Source organism: Streptomyces albus subsp. albus (assembly GCF_000725885.1).
Taxonomy (GTDB): domain Bacteria; phylum Actinomycetota; class Actinomycetes; order Streptomycetales; family Streptomycetaceae; genus Streptomyces; species Streptomyces albus.
On record NZ_JODR01000012.1, the window covers coordinates 131,136 to 150,783 of the forward strand.

11 protein-coding genes are annotated in these 19,648 nt (G+C 72.2%); 6 read left to right on the top strand and 5 right to left on the bottom strand.

Features of this window, described 5'->3' with window-relative positions:
• Window positions 1-69 precede the first annotated feature (69 nt).
• Both uvrA and IO40_RS0115295 read left to right on the top strand, forming a co-directional pair.
• Window positions 70-3,030, top strand: coding sequence for an excinuclease ABC subunit UvrA (uvrA, locus tag IO40_RS0115290; protein WP_016468214.1), 2,961 nt, complete (start codon window positions 70-72; stop codon window positions 3,028-3,030).
• Between the two features lie 199 nt (window positions 3,031-3,229).
• Window positions 3,230-3,664: a Rieske (2Fe-2S) protein gene (locus tag IO40_RS0115295; RefSeq protein ID WP_016468215.1), complete on the top strand. Its 435-nt coding sequence runs from the start codon at window positions 3,230-3,232 to the stop codon at window positions 3,662-3,664.
• Between the two features lie 324 nt (window positions 3,665-3,988).
• Here the strand turns inward: IO40_RS0115295 and IO40_RS0115300 are convergent, their stop codons facing one another.
• Entirely contained in the window at window positions 3,989-5,488 is a 1,500-nt protein-coding gene (locus tag IO40_RS0115300; protein ID WP_031175555.1) for a sugar porter family MFS transporter, read from the bottom strand.
• A gap of 759 nt (window positions 5,489-6,247) precedes the next feature.
• On the opposite strand from IO40_RS0115300, the gene IO40_RS0115305 reads away from it, so the two are divergent.
• Entirely contained in the window at window positions 6,248-9,520 is a 3,273-nt protein-coding gene (locus IO40_RS0115305) for a phosphodiester glycosidase family protein (protein ID WP_244190320.1), read from the top strand.
• Between the two features lie 106 nt (window positions 9,521-9,626).
• Here the strand turns inward: IO40_RS0115305 and IO40_RS0115310 are convergent, their stop codons facing one another.
• The 4 genes from IO40_RS0115310 to uvrB form a co-directional block, all read right to left on the bottom strand.
• Entirely contained in the window at window positions 9,627-10,646 is a 1,020-nt protein-coding gene (locus IO40_RS0115310; protein ID WP_016468218.1) for a TerC family protein, read from the bottom strand.
• 216 nt (window positions 10,647-10,862) lie between these two features.
• Window positions 10,863-13,232 (bottom strand): TerD family protein, encoded by a 2,370-nt coding sequence (locus IO40_RS0115315; protein WP_033228494.1) that lies wholly within the window; start codon window positions 13,230-13,232, stop codon window positions 10,863-10,865.
• Window positions 13,233-13,301: 69 nt separating this feature from the next.
• Window positions 13,302-13,880: a TerD family protein gene (locus tag IO40_RS0115320; protein WP_016468220.1), complete on the bottom strand. Its 579-nt coding sequence runs from the start codon at window positions 13,878-13,880 to the stop codon at window positions 13,302-13,304.
• Between the two features lie 171 nt (window positions 13,881-14,051).
• Window positions 14,052-16,175 carry an excinuclease ABC subunit UvrB gene (gene uvrB, locus IO40_RS0115325; protein WP_016468221.1) on the bottom strand — a complete coding sequence of 708 codons (2,124 nt, stop codon included), beginning with the start codon at window positions 16,173-16,175 and terminating at the stop codon, window positions 14,052-14,054.
• A 205-nt stretch (window positions 16,176-16,380) separates the two neighbouring features.
• Between uvrB and IO40_RS0115330 the strand changes: the two genes are divergently transcribed.
• The 3 genes from IO40_RS0115330 (at window position 16,381) to IO40_RS0115340 (ending at window position 19,644) form a co-directional block, all read left to right on the top strand.
• The gene (locus IO40_RS0115330) at window positions 16,381-17,349 is read left to right on the top strand and encodes a glycerophosphodiester phosphodiesterase (protein ID WP_030408629.1); all 969 of its coding nucleotides are present in this window, start codon (window positions 16,381-16,383) and stop codon (window positions 17,347-17,349) included.
• Between the two features lie 276 nt (window positions 17,350-17,625).
• Window positions 17,626-18,216 carry a methylated-DNA--[protein]-cysteine S-methyltransferase gene (locus IO40_RS0115335; protein ID WP_031175558.1) on the top strand — a complete coding sequence of 197 codons (591 nt, stop codon included), beginning with the start codon at window positions 17,626-17,628 and terminating at the stop codon, window positions 18,214-18,216.
• An 87-nt stretch (window positions 18,217-18,303) separates the two neighbouring features.
• Window positions 18,304-19,644 (top strand): MFS transporter, encoded by a 1,341-nt coding sequence (locus IO40_RS0115340; protein ID WP_418952568.1) that lies wholly within the window; start codon window positions 18,304-18,306, stop codon window positions 19,642-19,644.
• Window positions 19,645-19,648: the final 4 nt, after the last annotated feature.

Here is a 19,648-nt window from a genome sequence, read left to right on the forward strand (position 1 = left end):
TCCTACTCTTGGTCGGGGGCTACCGCTGGACGCGGGCTCCCGCATCCCACACGAAAGGTGCCGACAGGCGTGGCCGACCGTCTTCTCGTCCGTGGCGCTCGCGAGCACAACCTCAAGAACGTCTCGATAGACCTCCCCCGTGACTCGCTCATCGTCTTCACGGGGCTGTCGGGATCAGGCAAGTCCTCGCTGGCCTTCGACACGATCTTCGCCGAGGGCCAGCGGCGCTACGTCGAGTCGCTGTCCGCCTACGCGCGGCAGTTCCTCGGGCAGATGGACAAGCCCGACGTCGACTTCATCGAGGGACTGTCCCCGGCAGTCTCCATCGACCAGAAGTCCACCTCGCGCAACCCGCGCTCGACGGTCGGCACGATCACCGAGGTCTACGACTACCTCCGGCTGCTCTACGCCCGGATCGGCAAGCCCCACTGCCCCGTCTGCGGCCGGCCCATCGCCCGCCAGTCGCCGCAGGCGATCGTGGACAAGGTGCTCGGCCTGGAGGAGGGCAGCCGCTTCCAGGTGCTCTCTCCGCTGGTGCGCCAGCGCAAGGGCGAGTTCGTGGACCTCTTCAACGAACTCCAGACCAAGGGCTACAGCCGCGCCCGCGTGGACGGGCAGACCGTCCAGCTCTCCGAGCCGCCGAAGCTCAAGAAGCAGGAGAAGCACACCATCGAGGTGGTCGTGGACCGCCTCACGGTCAAGAGCAGCGCCAAGCGGCGGCTGACGGACTCGGTGGAGACGGCCCTCGGGCTGTCGGGCGGCATGGTCGTCCTCGACTTCGTCGACCTGGAGCCGGACGACCCGCAGCGCGAGCGGATGTACTCCGAGCACCTGTACTGCCCCTACGACGACCTCTCCTTCGAGGAGCTGGAGCCGCGCTCCTTCTCCTTCAACTCGCCCTTCGGCGCCTGCCAGGTGTGCACCGGCATCGGCACCCAGATGGAGGTCGACCCGGAGCTGATCGTCCCCGACGAGGAGAAGTCCCTCGACGAGGGCGCCCTGCACCCCTGGTCGCACGGGCACACCAGGGAGTACTTCGGGCGGCTGATCGGCGCGCTGGCCGACGCGCTCGGCTTCCGCACCGACATCCCCTGGGCGGGCCTGCCCGCCCGCGCCAAGAAGGCACTGCTGTACGGCCACAAGACACAGGTCGAGGTCCGCTACCGCAACCGGTACGGGCGGGAGCGCGCGTACACCACCGCGTTCGAGGGCGTCGTCCCGTTCGTCAAGCGGCGGCACTCGGAGGCCGAGACCGACAGCAGCCGGGAACGCTTCGAGGGCTACATGCGCGAGGTGAACTGCCCGGCCTGCGAGGGCACCCGCCTCAAGCCGCTGGTGCTGGCCGTCACCGTGCAGGGCAAGTCCATCGCGGAGGTCTCCGCGATGTCCATCACCGAATGCGCGGACTTCCTGCGCGACCTGGAGCTGACCGGGCGGGACAAGCAGATCGCCGAACGGGTCCTCAAGGAGGTCAACGAGCGGCTGCGCTTCCTGGTCGACGTCGGCCTGGACTATCTGACGCTCAACCGCGCGGCGGGCACCCTCTCCGGCGGCGAGGCGCAGCGCATCCGGCTGGCCACCCAGATCGGTTCCGGCCTGGTCGGTGTGCTGTACGTGCTGGACGAACCGTCCATCGGCCTGCACCAGCGCGACAACCACCGGCTGATCGAGACCCTGGTACGGCTGCGGGACCTGGGCAACACGCTGATCGTCGTGGAGCACGACGAGGACACCATCAAGGCGTCCGACTGGGTCGTCGACATCGGCCCGGGCGCCGGCGAACACGGCGGCAAGGTCGTGCACAGCGGCCCGTTGAAGGAGCTGCTGGCCAACAGCGAGTCGGTCACGGGCGACTACCTGTCCGGCAAGCGGCAGATCCCGGTGCCCGAGGTACGCCGGCCCATCGATCCGGCGCGGCAGCTGACGGTGCGGGGCGCGCGCGAGAACAATCTGCGCGACATCGACGTCTCCTTCCCGCTGGGCGTCTTCACCGCGGTCACCGGCGTGTCCGGGTCCGGCAAGTCGACGCTGGTCAACGACATCCTCTACACGCACCTGGCGCGCGAGCTGCACGGCGCCCGGACGGTGCCGGGACGGCACACGCGGGTCGAGGGCGACGATCTGGTCGACAAGGTCGTGCATGTCGACCAGTCGCCCATCGGCCGCACCCCGCGCTCCAACCCGGCCACCTACACCGGGGTGTTCGACCACATCCGCAAGCTGTTCGCCGAGACGACGGAGGCGAAGGTCCGCGGCTACCAGCAGGGCCGCTTCTCCTTCAACGTCAAGGGCGGGCGCTGCGAGAACTGCGCCGGCGACGGCACCATCAAGATCGAGATGAACTTCCTGCCCGACGTGTACGTGCCCTGCGAGGTCTGCCACGGGGCGCGCTACAACCGGGAGACCCTGGAGGTCCACTACAAGGGCAAGAACATCGCCGAAGTCCTGGACATGCCGATCGAGCAGGCCCTGGACTTCTTCGAGGCGGTGCCGGCCATCGCCCGCCACCTCAAGACGCTCAACGACGTCGGGCTGGGCTATGTGCGGCTCGGCCAGTCCGCACCCACTCTTTCGGGTGGTGAGGCGCAGCGGGTGAAGCTGGCGAGCGAGCTCCAGCGGCGCTCGACCGGCCGGACCGTCTACGTGCTGGACGAGCCGACCACGGGTCTGCACTTCGAGGACATCCGGAAGCTGATCAGCGTGCTGGAGGGCCTGGTCGACAAGGGCAACTCGGTCATGGTCATCGAGCACAACCTCGACGTGATCAAGACGGCCGACTGGGTCGTGGACCTCGGCCCGGAGGGCGGCAACGGCGGCGGTATGGTGGTCGCCGAGGGCACTCCCGAGCAGGTCGCCGCCGAGCCCGCCAGCCACACCGGCAAGTTCCTCCGCGAGATGCTGGGGGACCGCGTCAGCGACGCGGCCACGACGCGGCCGGCCGCGCGGAAGCGGGCCTCCGCCAAGAAGTCCGCGGCCAAGAAGACGGCGAAGGCGCCCGCCAAGAAGACGGCGTCCGCCCGCAAGCGCTGAGCCCGCGAAGGGGCCGGTGGCGGGACGGCAGCCACGGCTGCGGTCCGATCCGCGCGGCCCGGCCGACGGCCATGAGGGGCCGGGACCACGTGGTCCCGGCCCCTCGGCGTTCCGGGCCGCGGGTACGGGCCACCCCCGCGCGGGCGGGTGCCCCACGGGCGGGGGCCAGGTGGGCGGAAGGGACAGAGCAGGACGTAGAGTGCGGCGCGTGACGACGAGCAAGGAGACGCCAGCGACGCGCCGCACCGTGCTGTGCGGTGCCGCGCTGGCGGCACTGGGACTGACGGCGGCGGCGTGCGGCAAAGAGGGCTCCGGGGACTCCTCGGGACCGGACAAGCCGGTGGAGCTCGGCGAGGCGGCGGCCGTCCCGGTGGGCGGCGCCAAGCTGTACGCGGAGCAGAAGGTACTGGTGTCGCAGCCGGCCGAGGGCGAGTTCAAGGCGTTCAGCGCGATCTGCACCCACCAGGGCAGTGTGCTGGGCAAGGTGGACGGGGACGTGGCGGTCTGCCCCCTGCACGGCAGCCGCTTCCAGGTGGACTCCGGCAAGGTCGCCCAAGGGCCCGCCACCAAGCCGCTGCCGTCCGTGCCGGTGAAGGTCCGCGGCGGCAAACTGATCGCGGGCCCCGACAAGTAACGCCGGGCTCCTGTCGCGGGCCCCGCGCCGCCGGGCGGGAACGGTGGACCGCGTGCGGGCGCCGGGCCGGGCGGGAACGGCGGGCCATGTGCGGGCGCCGCGCCGGGAGGAAACGGCGGGCCGTGCGCGGGCCCCGCGCCGCTGGACGGGAAGGGCGGGCCGCGTGCGAGCCCCGCGCCAGAAGAAAACGGCGGGCCATGTGCGAGCCCCGCGCCGCCGGACGGGAACGGCGGGCCGCGTACGAACCCCGCACCAGAAGAAAACGGCGGGCCATGTGCGGGCGCCGGGGTGCGAGGCACCGTCGAGGGCCCGGCCCCGGAGTCGTCAGGTGGGCGGGTGCCCTCGCGAAGTGGCGACGCCTGGCCCCAGTGCGGTGCCCGTGCCGGGGGCCAGGCCGCCCTCCGTGGTGCCGTCCGGCAGGGTGTCGGGCCAGCGTCCGCCGTTCATCCAGTAGGCGCGGATCTCCTCCAGTTGCCTGCCCCTGGTCTCGGGCGCCATCCGGACCATGAAGACGAGCGCGACCAGCACCAGCGCCGCGAACCCGCCGAAGGCCCAGGTGGCGCCGAGCCCCTCCAGGACGGAGGGGAAGAACTGGGCGACCATGAAGTTCGCCACGAGGTTGGCCGTGAGCATCACGGAGGCGCCGAGCGAGCGCAGCCGCGCGGGGAACGCTTCGGAGGCGTACACCCAGATGAGTGATCCGAAGCCGAAGTTGAACGCCGCGGTGAACAGGGCGATGGCGGCGAAGCCCGCCCAGATCCCGGCTCCGCTGAGCGTGCGGGTGCCGAAGAGCACGGTCAGTACGACGAGCATCACCAGCATGGTGCCGATGCCGCTGAGCAGGACGACGCGGCGGCCGAGCCGGTCCACGACGAAGAGCGCGGCGACGGTGGCCAGCAGCGAGATGAGCTCGACGACGGCGGGCAGCAGGAAGTTCTGGCCGTTGCCGTGGAAGCCGAGGGTCTCGAAGATCTGCGGGCTGTAGTAGGTGACGGCGTTGATGCCGGTGATCTGGCAGAAGAAGCCCATGCCGAGCACGAAGACGGTCGCCCGCAGGAAGGGGCGGCGGACCATCTGGCCGAGCGAGCCGCCGCGGCCGGTGCGTTCGGCGCGCAGTTCCCGCTGGATGGCGGCGCTCTCGGCGTCCGGGTCCACATCGGGGTCGGTCGATGCCATCACCCGGCGGGCGTCCTCCGTCCGTCCCTTGAGCAGGTACCACCGGGGGCTGTCGGGCAGCCGCAGCAGGGGCACGACGACGAGGGCGGAGGGGATCGCGGCCAGGCCGAGCATGATCCGCCAGTGGCCGCCGCCGGAGAGGCCCCAGTTGACGAAGTAGGTCAGGGTGATGCCGGCGACGCAGGCGACCTGATAGCCGGCGACCGCGGCTCCCCGCAGCCGGGCGGGGGTGGATTCGGCGATGAACAGGGGCGCGGCCACGATCGAGATGCCGATGGTGACGCCGAGCAGGAAGCGCACCACGTCGAGGACGAGGACGGTGGGCGAGAGCGCGGAGAGGGCCGAGAAGACGGCGTAGGCGGCGGCGACGAGCACCATGGTGGGTTTGCGGCCGAGTGCGTCGGTGAGCCGTCCGGCGATCAGGGCGCCCAGGATGTTGCCGAGGACCAGGATGCTGTTGACGAATCCGGCCTGGCCGGCGCTCAGGCCGAAGTCCTCGCTGAGGAAGACCAGGGCGCCGGAGATGGAACCGGTGTCGTAGCCGTAGACCACACCCACGACCGCGCCGGTGAGAGCGATCATGCGGCCGGTGCGGAGGCTGGGGGCGGGCGGGGTCGGGGCGGTGCTCGGTCGTGTCGGTGGTGCCATGGTGCGGTCCTTCGACGGGTGCTGGGTACGCCGTCCGGCCGACGTCGCTTGCGCGCTTCTGCAAGATTCCCGCCGGTTTCGCGCAGTTGTCAACAACCCCCGCCGGACGGGCGGCGAATCCCTGAGCGACGCTCACCCTTTCGACCGGGGCTGCGCCCCTTCGCCCGGGGCTCCGCCCTTCCGACCGGACGGGCGCTCACCTTCGACCGGTCGGGCGCTCGCCCGTCGACCGGCTGGAGAAGAGCGCGGAACCCGGGTGCTCTTCCCGCGCGGCCACCGTGCCTTTCCGTACGGCGCACGGTGCCCTTCCCGACGCTCCACAGCGCTTCTCCGCACCGTCCCCGGTGCTCTTCCCGGCGCCGGCCGGTGTTCCCCGGCCGTTACGCCGCATGCACCGCCGCGCGGCTGATGTTTCCCCCGACTTCGCTCCCGCCCTCTGGTGCGGGCCGGTCCACATTGGGACGCTGCGGGCACTGTGCTCAGAAAGTGCCGAGAAAACTGGTCTTTGTGGGGGACGTTGTGAGACAGCTCCACGCACGCGCGAGCCGGTCCCGGGCCCGCGGAACGAGCCGGACCGAACCCCGGGGGAGCCGACGAGGGCACGCCCGCAGCCCGCTGCTGCCCGCAGCGGTGGTGGCCGCGCTGACCGCCGGTCTGCTGCCGGCCGGCGCCGCGCTGGCCACCGCACCGGCACCTCCGCCCCACGCGCCCGCCCTGTCCGCCGCCCCGCGCTCCCCCGCCCCCGGCACCGGGGAGGGGATGGAACTGTCCCGCACCAGCCGCCCGCTGGCGCCCGGCACCCGGCTCACCTCGTTCTCCCGGCTGGAGCCTGCCAAGTGGCTGCGGGCCGACGCCCTCTCGGTGCGGCTCGGCGGCGCGAAGAACGGCACCAGCGCCGACTACCTGTCCACCGGGAAGGTCTCGCAGCGCCGCACCGTCAGCGAGCTGGCCGCGGCCCACGACCCGGGCAAGGGGCGCCGCACCGTCGCCGCGATCAACGCGGACTTCTTCGACATCAACGAGACGGGGGCCCCGCTCGGCCCCGGTCTGCGCGACGGCGCCCCCACCCACTCCCCCGCCCCCGGCGCCGGAGAGGCCGTCGGCATCGGCCCGCAGGCGGCCGGCCGCATCCTCGACCTCTATTTCGAGGGCACCCTGACCCTGCCGGACGGGACCACCCCGCTCGCCGGCCGCAACGCCGCGAACGTGCCCGAGGACGGGATCGGCGTCTACGACTCCCAGTGGGGCGGGGCCGACCGGGCCCTGACGGTCGATCAGTCACCCGGGGCCACCGAGGTGACCGTCGAGGACGGCAAGGTCATCTCCGTCACGGACAAGCCGGGCAAGGAGGAGATCCCCGACGGGGTGACCGTTCTCCTCGGCCGGGACGACGGCGCGGAGAAGCTGTCCGAGCTGCACCCCGGCGACCCGGTCGGTGTCTCCTACCGGATGCGCACGGACGACGGCTCACCGCTGCCCCGCACGGCGGTCGGCGGACGGGGCGTACTGGTCGAGGACGGCAAGCCGCAGGACTGGGAGGGCCGCCCCAACAACACGGCGGCGCCGCGCACAGCGGTCGGCTTCTCCAAGGACGGCGGCACCATGCACGTGCTGACGGTGGACGGCCGCCAGGCCGCGTCCGGCGGTGCGACCCTCACCGAACTCGCGGTGATGATGAAGCAGCTCGGCGCCTACAACGCCCTCAACCTGGACGGCGGCGGCTCCTCCACCCTGGTGGCCCGCGAACCAGGGTCCACCGCCCTGCGGCTGGAGAACGCGCCCTCCGACGGCGAGGAACGCGAAGTGCCCAACGGGCTGGCGCTCACCGCACCGGAGGGCTCGGGCACGCTGCGGGGCTTCTGGGTGAAGACGGCCACCGATCCGCAGCAGGCCCCCGGGACCGACACCGTGCCCGGCAGCCACCCGGACCGTGTCTTCCCCGGGCTGACCCGCAAGCTGACCGCCGCCGGGTACGACGAGACGTACGGGCCCGCGACCGGCTCGCCCCGTCCGGCGGCCTGGCACACGGCGCGCCCCCAGGTGGGCCGCGTCGATGCGCGGGGCGTCTTCCACGCCCGCCGGGGCGGCACCACCCGGGTGACCGCGCGCAGCGGCACGGCGAAGGGGTCCACGACGCTGCGCGTGCTGGGCCCCCTGGAACGGATCCGGCCCACCACCGACCGTGTGGGACTGGCGGACGGCGCCGCCACGGGCACGTTCGGGCTGGTCGGCCACGACGCGGACGGCAACAGCGCCCCCGTCGAACCGTCCGACGTACGGCTCTCGTTCGACCGTTCGCTCTTCTCCGTCACCCCGGACGAGGACTCCGCGACCGGTGCGTTCACGGTCAGGGCCCGGCCCGGTCATCAGTCGGCGTCCGGGACGGTGACCGCCACCGTGCGGGGGCACACGACGCGGCTGGCCGTCACCGTCGGACTGCGCGAGCAGAAGGTCGCCGACTTCGACGACGCCTCGGCGTGGACGTTCAGCGCGGCACGCGCCACCGGCTCCGTGGCCCCGGAGCCCGCGGGCAAGGAGGGCGGCGGGCTCCGGCTGAGCTACGACTTCACCCAGTCGACCGCCACCCGCGCCGCCTACGCCAATCCGCCCGCCGGCCGTGCGGTGCCCGGACAGCCGCGCAGCTTCACCCTGTGGCTCAAGGGCGACGGTTCGGGCGCCTGGCCCTCGCTGCACCTCAAGGACGCCACGGGAACCGACCAGGTGCTGCGCGGCCCGCTGGTGGACTGGCGTGACTGGCGCCGGATCACCTTCGAGGTACCCGAAGGAGTGGCGTACCCGCTGCGGCTGCACCGCTTCTACCTGGCCGAGACCCGTCCGGCAGCCCAGTACAAGGGCCAGGTGGTGCTGGACGAGCTGGTGGCCCGCACCCCGCCCGATGTGGACCTGCCACCGGCCGGCCGCCCGCACGATCCGCTGATCTCCACGGCCGCCGAGGTGGCGGGCCGCGACTGGCGGTTCGCGGTGATGTCCGACGCCCAGTTCGTGGCCCGCGCCCCCGACAGCGAAGCGGTACGGCAGGCACGCCGCACCCTGCGGGAGATCCGCGCGGCCCGGCCGGACTTCGTCCTCGTCAACGGCGACCTGGTGGACGAGGGGGCGCCCGAGGATCTCGCCTTCGCCCGCAAGGTGCTGCACGAGGAGCTGGGCGACGCCGTCGACTGGTACTACGTGCCCGGCAACCATGAGGTGATGGGCGGCTCGATCGCCAACTTCGTCAAGGAGTTCGGCCCCGCACAGCGCACCTTCGACCACAAGGGGACCCGCTTCATCACCCTGGACACCTCCTCCCTCACGGTGCGCGGCGGCGGTTACGCCCAGTTCCAGGAGCTGCGGCGGCAGTTGGACGACGCGGCCCGGGACCCTCGGATCACCTCCGTCGCCGTCGTCCAGCACGTGCCGCCGCGCGATCCGACACCGCAGCGGGCCAGCCGGCTCACCGACAGGATGGAGGCCGATCTGCTGGAGGACTGGCTGGCCGCCTTCCGTGCCCGCTCCGGAAAGGGCGCCGTGCTGGTGGCCGGACACGTCGGGGCGTTCGACGCCTCGCGGGTGGACGGCGTGCCGTACCTGGTCAACGGCAACGCGGGCAAGGCACCCGCCGCTCCCCCGGCCGAGGGCGGTTTCACCGGCTGGTCGCTGCTGGGCGTGGACCGGGGCCGGCCGGCGGCGCACGGCGGCGACTGGGTCTCGGTGCAGACCCGGGCGCATGTGGACGCGTTGACGCTGGACGCGCCGGAACGGCTGGCCGTGGGCGGTACGGCCCGGGTGTCGGCCACCGCCGAGCAGGGCAGCGGCACCACCGCGCGGCGGGTGCCGGTCGGCTGGCCGGTGAGCGCCGACTGGCCGAGCACACCGGGTGTCTGCGTCAAGGGCGGGGTGCCACGGGGCCGGTGCGTGGTGAGCTTCGACCCGGCGCACGGCACCCTGACGGCCCGGAGACCGGGCACCGTCACTCTTGCGGTGCTCGTCAACGGGACGCGTGCCGAGCAGAAGGTGACGGTCGCCCGCTGACGCCCCGCCCGCGGGGCGGAACCGCGCGGGCGGGGCCGGGATACTGCGGACTCCCGGCCCCGCCCCTACCGGAAGGAGTGAGGTGGGCGGGGCCGGGAGGTCGGTGTCAGGAGTCGATCCCGGCCTTGCGCCCGGCGTCGTCGCTCTCCTCGGCGCGCTCGGCGCTCTCGGCCTCGGCCCTGGCCTGCTTCCTGGACGCCATCAGGGAGGTGATCGTCGTGACGATCAGCACGGCGCAGATGACGCCCAGCGACACCGGGATGCTGATCTCCGGCACGTGCACCCCCGTCTCGTGCAGGGCGTGCAGCACCAGCTTCACCCCGATGAAGCCGAGGATCACCGAGAGCCCGTAGGACAGGTGCACCAGCTTCTTGAGCAGCCCGCCGATCAGGAAGTACAGCTGCCGCAGCCCCATCAGGGCGAAGGCGTTGGCGGTGAAGACGATGTACGGGTCCTGGGTCAGGCCGAAGATCGCGGGGATGGAGTCCAGGGCGAAGAGGACGTCGGTGGTGCCGATCGCCAGCATCACGATCAGCATCGGCGTCATCAGCCGCTTGCCGTTCTCGACGATCGTCAGCTTGGTGCCGTGGTAGGTGTCGGTGGAGGGGAAACGGCGCTCGATGGACTTCAGCAGCCGGTTCTCCTCGAACTCCTCGTCCTCCTCGCCGGAGCGCGCCTCCTGGATGAGCTTCCAGGCCGTCCAGACGAGGAAGGCGCCGAAGATGAAGAACACCCACGAGAAGGTCGAGATGATCGCCGCGCCGGCGGCGATGAAGGCACCGCGCAGCACCAGCGCGATCAGGACACCGACCATCAGCACGCGCTGCTGGTAGATGGACGGCACCGCGAACTTCGCCATGATCAGGACGAAGACGAAGAGGTTGTCGACGCTGAGCGACTTCTCCGTGATGAAGCCCGCGAAGAACTCGCCCGACGCCTGGCCGCCCCCGAACAGGAAGATGCCGAGACCGAACAGTGCGGCGAGCACGATCCAGACCGTGGTCCAGATACCGGCTTCCTTGAGCGAGACGTCATGCGGCTTGCGTCCGCCGATGAAGAAGTCGACGGCGATCAGAGCGCACAGACCGACGATGGTCAGCACCCAGACGCCCATGGATACGTCCATGAAAGATCCTCCGGCTTGCATTCGAGCATGGGCCGGAGGTCTCTTCCACCCGTCGCGCCGCCCACAGCGCACCGGGCCGGTGCCCCGGGACCGTCCTCGGCCGGTCCGTACTGACGGGGTCACCGCGTGGCTGGGAATACTCCCCTCCGTGGCAATGAGAGTAAAGCAATCCCATGAAAAGGTAAAGGACTGGGCAAAGAAACGGTCATTCGCCGGTCAGCCGCCCGCCGCCCGGCGGGCCGCGGCCACCTCGCGCAGCACCCGCGCCACGGTCCCGCTGCCCGCGGGCGCCCGAGACGGGGTGAACGTCCAGGCGTGACCGACCCACGGGTCGGCGAGGTGATCGTCGGGGACGGGGCTCAGCCGCAGCAGCGCCCGCCACAGCGGATCGAGCACCGGGCCGTAGCCGCGCGCCTGCTCCCGGTCGGCGACCATCATCAGACCGACGCCCACCGAGGGCCCCTCGTCGGCGAGGTAGCGCAACTGGTTGACGGCACGGTCGTCGAAGCCGTGCGGGAAGTCGTGGACGACCAGCAGCTGGTCCGCCAGGTCGAGATCCGGCGGCAGCGCGTCGGCGGCCCCGCTGCGGACGGCCATCTGGACGAGGTCCACCCGGCGCGTCAGCCGCTCCAGGGTGCGCGCCACCCCGGAGGCGCCCGCGGCGGGCGGGCCGCCCAGCACGCCCGCTTCGACCAACGGCAGCAGCGCGGTGGCCGCCTCGCCCGCCGGGTCGATGACGTGCACCGTCAGCTCTCCGGCGGGATGAACGGCGAGGAGACGGGCCGCCAGGTCCGTGGCGGTCAGCGCGGCCAGCCGCCGCATCTCGTCCGCGTCCGCCGGCGGCGACACACTGCCGGTCAGGTGTCCGCTGTCGATCCACAGCCCCCGCTCCAGCGGCAGCCGCACCAGCATCGGGATGCGCAGCCCCACCCGTTCGGGCAGGCTCAACTCCCCCACGCGCAGCGACATCGGGCGCTCGGCGGGCGGCTCGTACGTACGCCAGACGGGGCTGTCCCAGCCGGCCAGCGCGGGCGGCAGCGCCGGCTCGACCACCGCCGCCTCCGCCTCCAGCTGGGCCAGGTCCCGCTCCAGCGCCGCCTCGGCCTGACCTACCAGCGCGTCATGCTTGGCCCGCGCCGCGGCACGCGCCGCGTCGGCGGCCGGCCCGATGCGGGTACGCGGGTCGGCGAGCACCCCGTCCAGTTCGCGCTCCTGCCGCGCGTCGGCGAAGTCCACCGCCGACCGGTACGCCGCCACGGTGCGGGCCAGATCCTCGAACATGCCCCACACCTGGTTGTGGAGCCGCTCCTCCATGGACCACCCAGGGGCGTCCCCCGCCACCGGCTGCGGGGCGCGGCCGGGCACGTCCTGCGGGGCGCCGCCGCCCCGGGACGGGCCGGGGGCGGACGCCGGGGTGGACGGCCCATGCGCGGGTGCAGGGGCGGCCGACGCCTGGTCCGGGGCGGACTCCCGATCCGGGGCGGACGCCTGGTCCGGGGCAGTGCGGGGCGGGGTGGCCGGGCGCCGCCGGGGGTGGCGGTAGTCGATCCGGCCACCGCCGGTGCCGGGGCCCGCCGCCCGGGGCGACGACGGCGTGGCGGGGCGCGCGCCGTCCGATGCCGCGCCGACGGCGGCTCCAGCGGCACCCGGTCCGCCGTGGCCCTGACCCGTGCCGGTGGTACGCGCATCCCCGGTGGCAGCCGCCGCGCCGTCACCGTCCCCCGGTACGGGTGCGCCTCCTGGTACGGGTGCGCCTCCCGGCACGGAGGTGTCTCGTGGTGCGGGGCTCTCCCCCGGTACGGAGGTGTCTCCTGGTGCGGGGCTCTCTCCCGGTACGGAGGTGTCCCCCGGTACGGAGGTGTCCCCCCGCGCGGAGGTCTGGGCTCCGCCGGTGCCGGACGGTGTGGTGCCCGCGCCCGCTGTCGTGGCGCTGCCCGTGGTGGTGGCGGCAGGTGCGGCCCCGGTGTCCGCCGGGGGCGCGATGGTGGCGGGGCAGCGGGTGGGCGCGTGCGGTGGGGGCGACACCGCGCGGGCCCGGCCGGCGGCGACGGCTTCCTCGACGGTGGCGGCCAGGGCGGCGGCCTCGGTCAGACCCTGGTCGGCGAACAGGGCGGCGAGCCCCTGGGCGTAGCCCTGGCCGACCGCCCGCACCTTCCAGACCCCCTGGCGCAGATACAGCTCCAGGGCGACCACGGCGGACTCCGCGTCCAGTCCGGTCACCGTGTAGTCGGCGAGGGTGTCGCCGTCCGGTCCGGTGACGGCGACGAACGGGGCGGGCAGCCCCGCGAAGCTCACCGGGCCGTCCGCACCGGCGGGGAGGGCGAGCAGGACGTTGACCCGGTGCACATCCGGTGGCAGTGCCGCCGGATCGACCGCCAGGCGGTGCACGGCGGCAGCCTGGCGGGACACCTCGACTCCCGGGAGGCGGGGTGCGGCCGGGTGGGCGACCCGTCCGGCGTCCCGCAGCCGTCCCCGCGCATCACCCAGGGTCACTCCGGCGATGACGGGGCTGCCCGCCGAGACGCGTATCTCCACTCGTGTGCCGGGCAGCGGATGGTTCTGTCCCCGCACCAGCTCGGCCGTCATCACGTGCCTCTCCCCCGTGGGCCCGTCGTCCGGCCGGCCCGTCGTCCGAGCGGACGGGCCGGCCTCTGGTCACAGCTTCGGCAGGATCGCCGGCATCAGGTCCTGGAAGGTGCGGCCGTTGGTCGGTTCGCCGATGGCGGTCATCTGCCAGCCGCTGCCGTGGCGGTGCACCTTGGCCATGATCTGCGCGGTGTACTGGCCGCCGCCGGTGAGGGTGTAGCGGGCCATCTCCTCGCCGGTGCTCTCGTCGACGATCCGGCAGAAGGCGTTCTCCACCTCGGCGAAGGTCTGGCCGGTGAACGAGTTGACGGTGAAGACGATCTGGTCGATGTGGACGGGCACGCGCTGGAGGTCCACCATGATGGCCTCGTCGTCGCCGCCCTGCCCGGCACCGCCCACCAGGTTGTCGCCGGTGTGCTTGACGGAGCCGTCGTCACTGACCAGATGCCGGAAGAAGACCACGTCGACGGGCTGCTTGTCGGCGAAGAGGACCGCGGAGGCGTCCAGGTCGATCTCCTTGGTGCGCTTGCCGAAGAAACCACGGCGCTGCGCGGCCTTCCAGCCCAGCCCCATGCGCACGGCCGTGAGCGTGCCCCCGTCGCTCTTCTCCAGGCTGATGGCCTGTCCCTTGGACAAGTTGACCGACACGTGCGTCCCCTCTCTGCCCTACTGTGATCAGGGGCCGCCCGCCCGAACCGGCGGCGGCCACCCGGCACAGAACCCTACGCAAGGTCACTGACAGGCGGAGAGGCCGCCCGTGACTTGTGGCGTTCTTGCAACACTCCGGCGGGGCCGGCCCGCGCGGGGCCGGCCCAGGGGTTACTTGAGCCCCACTTCCTTCATCTGGCGCAGCTCCTTCTTGAGCTCGCTCACCTCGTCCCGCAGCCGCGCGGCCACCTCGAACTGGAGCTCGGCCGCGGCGGCCCGCATCCGTTCGGTCAGCTCCTCGATGGTCTCGGCGAGCTCCGCGGCCGGACGGTCGGTCAGCTCGGCCTCCTTGGCGCGCTTGCTCTTGGCCGGCTTGGGCGCCTTGCCCTTGGCGGCCTTGCCGCCCTTGCCCGTCTCGTCCCGCTTGCGGTAGCCGGTCTCCAGCAGGGCCTCGGTGTCGATCTCCTCGCGGGCGATGTCCGCGACGATGTCGCCGATCTTCTTGCGGAGCGGCTCGGGGTCGATGCCGTGCTCCTCGTTGTAGGCGATCTGCTTCTCGCGGCGCCGGTTGGTCTCGTCGATGGCCCGCTGCATGCCCGGGGTGATCTTGTCGGCGTACATGTGCACCTCGCCCGAGACGTTGCGGGCGGCGCGGCCGATCGTCTGGATGAGCGAGGTGCCGGAGCGCAGGAAGCCCTCCTTGTCGGCGTCGAGGATGGCCACCAGGGAGACCTCGGGGAGGTCGAGCCCCTCACGCAGCAGGTTGATGCCGACCAGGACGTCGAACTCACCGGACCGCAACTCGCGCAGCAGTTCGATGCGGCGCAGGGTGTCCACGTCGCTGTGCAGATAGCGGACCTGGATGCCCAGCTCCACGAAGTAGTCCGTCAGGTCCTCGGCCATCTTCTTGGTGAGCGTGGTGACGAGCACCCGCTCGTCCCGCTCCTCGCGCAGCCGGATCTCGTGCACGAGGTCGTCGATCTGGCCCTCGGTCGGCTTGACGATGACCTGCGGGTCCACCAGGCCGGTGGGGCGGATGACCTGCTCGACGTAGCCGTCGGCACGGGCCAGCTCGTAGGGACCCGGGGTGGCGGACAGATACACCGTCTGGCCGATGCGCTCCAGGAACTCCTCCCACTTGAGCGGGCGGTTGTCCAGCGCGGAGGGCAGCCGGAAGCCGTGGTCGATCAGCGTGCGCTTACGGGCGGCGTCGCCCTCGTACATGGCGCCGATCTGCGGGACCGTCTGGTGCGACTCATCGATGACCAGCAGGAAGTCGTCGGGGAAGTAGTCCAGCAGGGTGTGCGGCGCCGTGCCGGGGTCACGGCCGTCGATGTGCCGCGAGTAGTTCTCGATGCCGGAGCAGGTGCCGATCTGGCGCATCATCTCGATGTCGTACGTGGTGCGCATCCGCAGCCGCTGGGCCTCCAGCAGCTTGCCCTGCTTCTCCAGCGACTCCAGCGTCTCGGCCAGCTCCGCCTCGATGGCCGAGATGGCGCGCTCCATGCGCTCGGGACCGGCCACGTAGTGCGAGGCCGGGAAGACGTACAGCTCCTGGTCGTCCGAGATCACCTCGCCGGTGATCGGGTGGAGCGTGGAGAGGGCCTCGATCTCGTCACCGAACATCTCGATGCGGACGGCCAGCTCCTCGTAGACCGGGAAGATCTCGATGGTGTCGCCGCGCACCCGGAAGGTGCCCCGGGTGAACGCCATGTCGTTGCGCGTGTACTGCACGTCCACGAAGCGGCGCAGCAGCTCGTCCCGGTCGATCTCCTCGCCGACCTTGAGCGGCACCATGCGGTCCACGTACTCCTGCGGGGTGCCCAGACCGTAGATGCAGGAGACGGAGGCGACGACGACCACGTCACGGCGGGTGAGCAGTGAGTTCGTCGCGCTGTGCCGGAGCCGTTCGACCTCCTCGTTGATCGAGGAGTCCTTCTCGATGTAGGTGTCCGTCTGCGGGACGTACGCCTCCGGCTGGTAGTAGTCGTAGTACGAGACGAAGTACTCGACCGCGTTGTTCGGCAGCAGCTCGCGGAACTCGTTGGCGAGCTGTGCGGCCAGCGTCTTGTTCGGCGCCATCACCAGCGTCGGCCGCTGGAGCTTCTCGATCATCCACGCGGTGGTGGCCGACTTGCCGGTACCCGTCGCACCCAGCAGCACGACGTCCTTCTCACCCGCGGTCACCCGCTGTGCGAGCTCCGCGATGGCGGTCGGCTGGTCGCCGCTGGGCTGATAGGGACTGACGACCTCGAAGGGCGCCACCTTGCGTTCGATCTGGGTGTTGGGCCGCATGCTCACAACCGTACGACTCGGCACTGACAACCGGACCGGGCGCGCAAACTACCCCCCACTGGCAGATAGCTGCCAATTTGTTCCGTCGCAGGTCACAGGCTTGGATACCGCCCGTTCAGCTCTCCGCCACTTTGTCCCCGCTTGTTTGTATTGCGCATCGGGAACTGTCTTCGCAGTCCGTGCAGGCACAAGCGAGGAGTCCCGCATGTCTATACGCCCGCTGACCGCTGCCACCGCAGGCGCGCTGCTGGGTATGAGCGCGCTCTTCCTCACCGCCGCTCCGCCCGCGACGGCCACGGAGCGGCCGGCGAGACAGACGCCGGAGCCTGTCGTAGACTCCGCCGCTCCCTCGTCGCAGTCGCAGGCCAGAAAACCCCACCGTCCGCCGCTGACGGTGGCGCACAGGGGTGCGTCCGGTTACGCGCCGGAGAACACTCTCGCCGCCGTCGACAAGGCGCACGAGCTCGGCATCGACTGGGTCGAGAACGACGTGCAGCGCACGAAGGACGGGGAGCTGATCGTCATCCACGACACGACGCTCTCCCGCACGACGGACGTGGAGGAACGCTTCCCCGACCGCAGTCCCTGGAAGGTCTCCGACTTCACTCTGGACGAGATCAAGTCACTCGACGCCGGAAGCTGGTTCGGCAAGGAGTTCGCGGATGAGCGGATTCCGACCCTGGGCGAGTACCTGGACCGCATCACGCGCAACGGCCAGGACCTGCTGCTGGAGCTCAAGTCCCCCGAGCTCTACCCGGGCATCGAGGGCGAGACCCTCGGCGAACTGCGGCACAAGGGGTGGCTGGACCGCCGCCACCTGAAGAGCAGGCTGATCATCCAGAGCTTCAACAAGAACGCGGTCGCCGAGGTGCACCGGCGCAAGCCCGGCGTCAAGACCGGCTTCCTGGGCACGCCCAAGATCGGCGACCTGCAGGAGTACGCCCGCTTCACCGACCAGATCAACCCCACCCACACCGACGCCACCAAGGAGTACGTGGACGCCGTCCACGCCCTCAAGGGCCCCCACCACAAGCGTCTGGAGGTCTTCACCTGGACCGTGAACGACGCGGCGAACGCCCGTAAGGTCGCCGACGCCGGGGTGGACGGCATCATCTCCAACAAGCCCGACATCGTCAGCGACGCCGTCAGCAAGTCCTCGCCCACCACCAACTGAGCCGGGCCGGCCCCACGGTGCCGGCAGTGCCGCGTACCCGTCGTCGGCCGCGCCGCATACCGGTTGCGGAGCAGCGGCGTACCGGCGCAGGACGTACCGGCCTGCCGGCCCCACGTGGGGCCGGGTCCGCGTCCCCGCCCCCGGGCCCGCCTCGGGCCCCGGGGTCTCTCTCACCGGCCCGGGCCCCGGCCCGGGCCTCCGTCGTGCCGGGCCCCGTCGTACCGGGCCTCCGGTGCGGGACCTCGCGATGTCGGTGCCGGACCTTAGAGTGCCGCCATGACCGACACACAGGGGGAGCCCGGAGCGCGGGCCGCCGCCGCACCCCGCACCTGGAAGTGGACCGTACGGGACACGCCCGTGGGGCCGCTGCTGCTGGCGGCCACCGACGCCGGGCTGGTCACCGTCGCCTTCCACGCCCGGGGCCGCACGGCGGACCGCGCGCTGGCCCGGGTCGCGGAACGGCTCGGCGGCGGGCCGGCCCCGGACGGACGGGCAGCCGCGGCCGACGGCCACCTCGCCCGGGCCGCCGACGAGCTGGACCGCTACTTCGCGGGGGTCCGCTCGCCCTTCACCGTCGCGCTGGACTGGTCGCTGACCGGCGGCTTCGCCGAACGGGTCCTGCGCGAGCTGGCCCGCCACGTGCCGTACGGAACGACCGTCGGCTACCAGGACCTGGCCGTCCGGGCCGGCGATCCGGGCGCCGCCCGCGCGGTCGGGGCCGCCATGGGGGCCAACCCGCTCCCCGTCGTGGTGCCCTGCCACCGGGTGCTGGAGAGCTCCGGGGCGATCGGCGGCTTCAGCGGCGGCCTGGAGACCAAACGCGCCCTGCTCGCCATGGAGGGCGTACTCCCCCAGCCGCTGTTCTGAGCGCCGCACCGGCCGGCGGGCGGAACGGGCCGGTAACTCCATGGTGAGGGGTGTCATGGTGCTGTCAGACTGCGCGGCGTGACTGACATTCGTGACACGGCGAACGGTGATGACACGGCGGGTGACATAGCGGCGGTCCCCGCGCCGGGGACGGACGTGCTCGGCGGGGCCTCGTTGCCGGCCGTCCGGCGGCGGGTGCAGTGGGCTCTGGTCGTCAGCCAGATCCTCGGCGGGCTGGGGGTCTCCACGGCCGTGGCGCTGGCCGCCGTGCTGGCGCAGGACATCGGGGGCTCGGAGGCCGTGGCGGGCCTGGCCTCCACGTCCTCGGTGATCGGGACGGCGCTTCTGTCGCTGCCGTTCGCCGCGCTGATGGCCAGGCGCGGCCGGCGGGTCGGGCTGACCTCGGCGTACGCGGTGGCCGCCGTGGGCGGGCTCGTCGTGGTGGTGGCCGCGACCGTACGGAACTTCCCGCTGCTGCTGGTGGGCATGGCCGCCTTCGGCGCCGGGAACGTGGCCGGTCTCCAGGCGCGGTTCGCGGCGGCCGATCTGGCCGAGCCGCTGAAGCGGGCCCGGGCGATCTCGGTCGTGGTGTGGGCGACGACGATCGGCGCCGTACTGGGCCCGAACATCGCCGCGCCGGCCGGGAGCAGCGTCGCCCCGCTCGGCGTCCCCCGGACGGCGGGGCCCTTCTTGTGGGGCACGGCCGTCTTCGTGGTGGCCGGGCTGCTGCTGCAGCTGCTGCTGCGGCCGGACCCGCTGCTGACGGCCCGCGCGCTGTCCCGCGCCGAGCGGGCCGGGACCGGCGGGGGCGGGGCCGACGTGGACAGGGCCGACGGGGCCGACGAGCGGTCGCTGCGGGCCGGGCTGTCCGCCGTGGCCGCCTCGCCCCGGGCGCGGGCCGCACTCGCGGCCGTCGCCGGCTCCCACACCGTCATGGTCTCGGTGATGGTGATGACCCCGGTCGACCTGGGCAGTCACGGGGCGGGGGTGGAACTGATCGGGCTGGTGATCAGCGGTCACATCACCGGCATGTACGCGTTTTCCCCGGTGATGGGGTGGCTGGCGGACCGGATCGGCCGGGTCAGCGTCATCCTGGTCGGGGTCGCCCTGCTGGCGTGCGCCACGGCACTGGCCGGAACGGCGAACGGTCACCACGCGCAGTCCGCCGCCGGTCTGTTCGTTCTCGGCCTGGGCTGGTCGGCGGGGCTGGTGGCCGGCTCCGCGCTGCTGACCGACGCCGTTCCGCAGCAGTCCCGCGCCGCCGTCCAGGGCCTCTCCGACATGAACGCTGCCGCGGGCGTGGGCGGTGCGCTCTCCGGCCTGGTCGTGGCCCAGGCCGGGTACGGCTGGCTCAATCTGCTCGCCGCGGCACTGCTCGTCCCCCCCGCCGCGCTGGCGCTGCCGGTCGTCACCCGGCGACGGACCTGAACAC

What these genes read in the sequence shown, in the direction of transcription:
- IO40_RS0115315 (WP_033228494.1), bottom strand. Translation starts at nt 13,232, where the DNA reads ATGACGGCCGAGCTGGTGCGGGGACAGAACCATCCGCTGCCCGGCACA.
- IO40_RS0115310 (WP_016468218.1), bottom strand. Translation starts at nt 10,646, where the DNA reads ATGGACGTATCCATGGGCGTCTGGGTGCTGACCATCGTCGGTCTGTGC.
- IO40_RS0115330 (WP_030408629.1), top strand. Translation starts at nt 16,381, where the DNA reads ATGTCTATACGCCCGCTGACCGCTGCCACCGCAGGCGCGCTGCTGGGT.
- IO40_RS0115300 (WP_031175555.1), bottom strand. Translation starts at nt 5,488, where the DNA reads ATGGCACCACCGACACGACCGAGCACCGCCCCGACCCCGCCCGCCCCC.
- uvrB (WP_016468221.1), bottom strand. Translation starts at nt 16,175, where the DNA reads ATGCGGCCCAACACCCAGATCGAACGCAAGGTGGCGCCCTTCGAGGTC.
- IO40_RS0115335 (WP_031175558.1), top strand. Translation starts at nt 17,626, where the DNA reads ATGACCGACACACAGGGGGAGCCCGGAGCGCGGGCCGCCGCCGCACCC.
- IO40_RS0115305 (WP_244190320.1), top strand. Translation starts at nt 6,248, where the DNA reads ATGGAACTGTCCCGCACCAGCCGCCCGCTGGCGCCCGGCACCCGGCTC.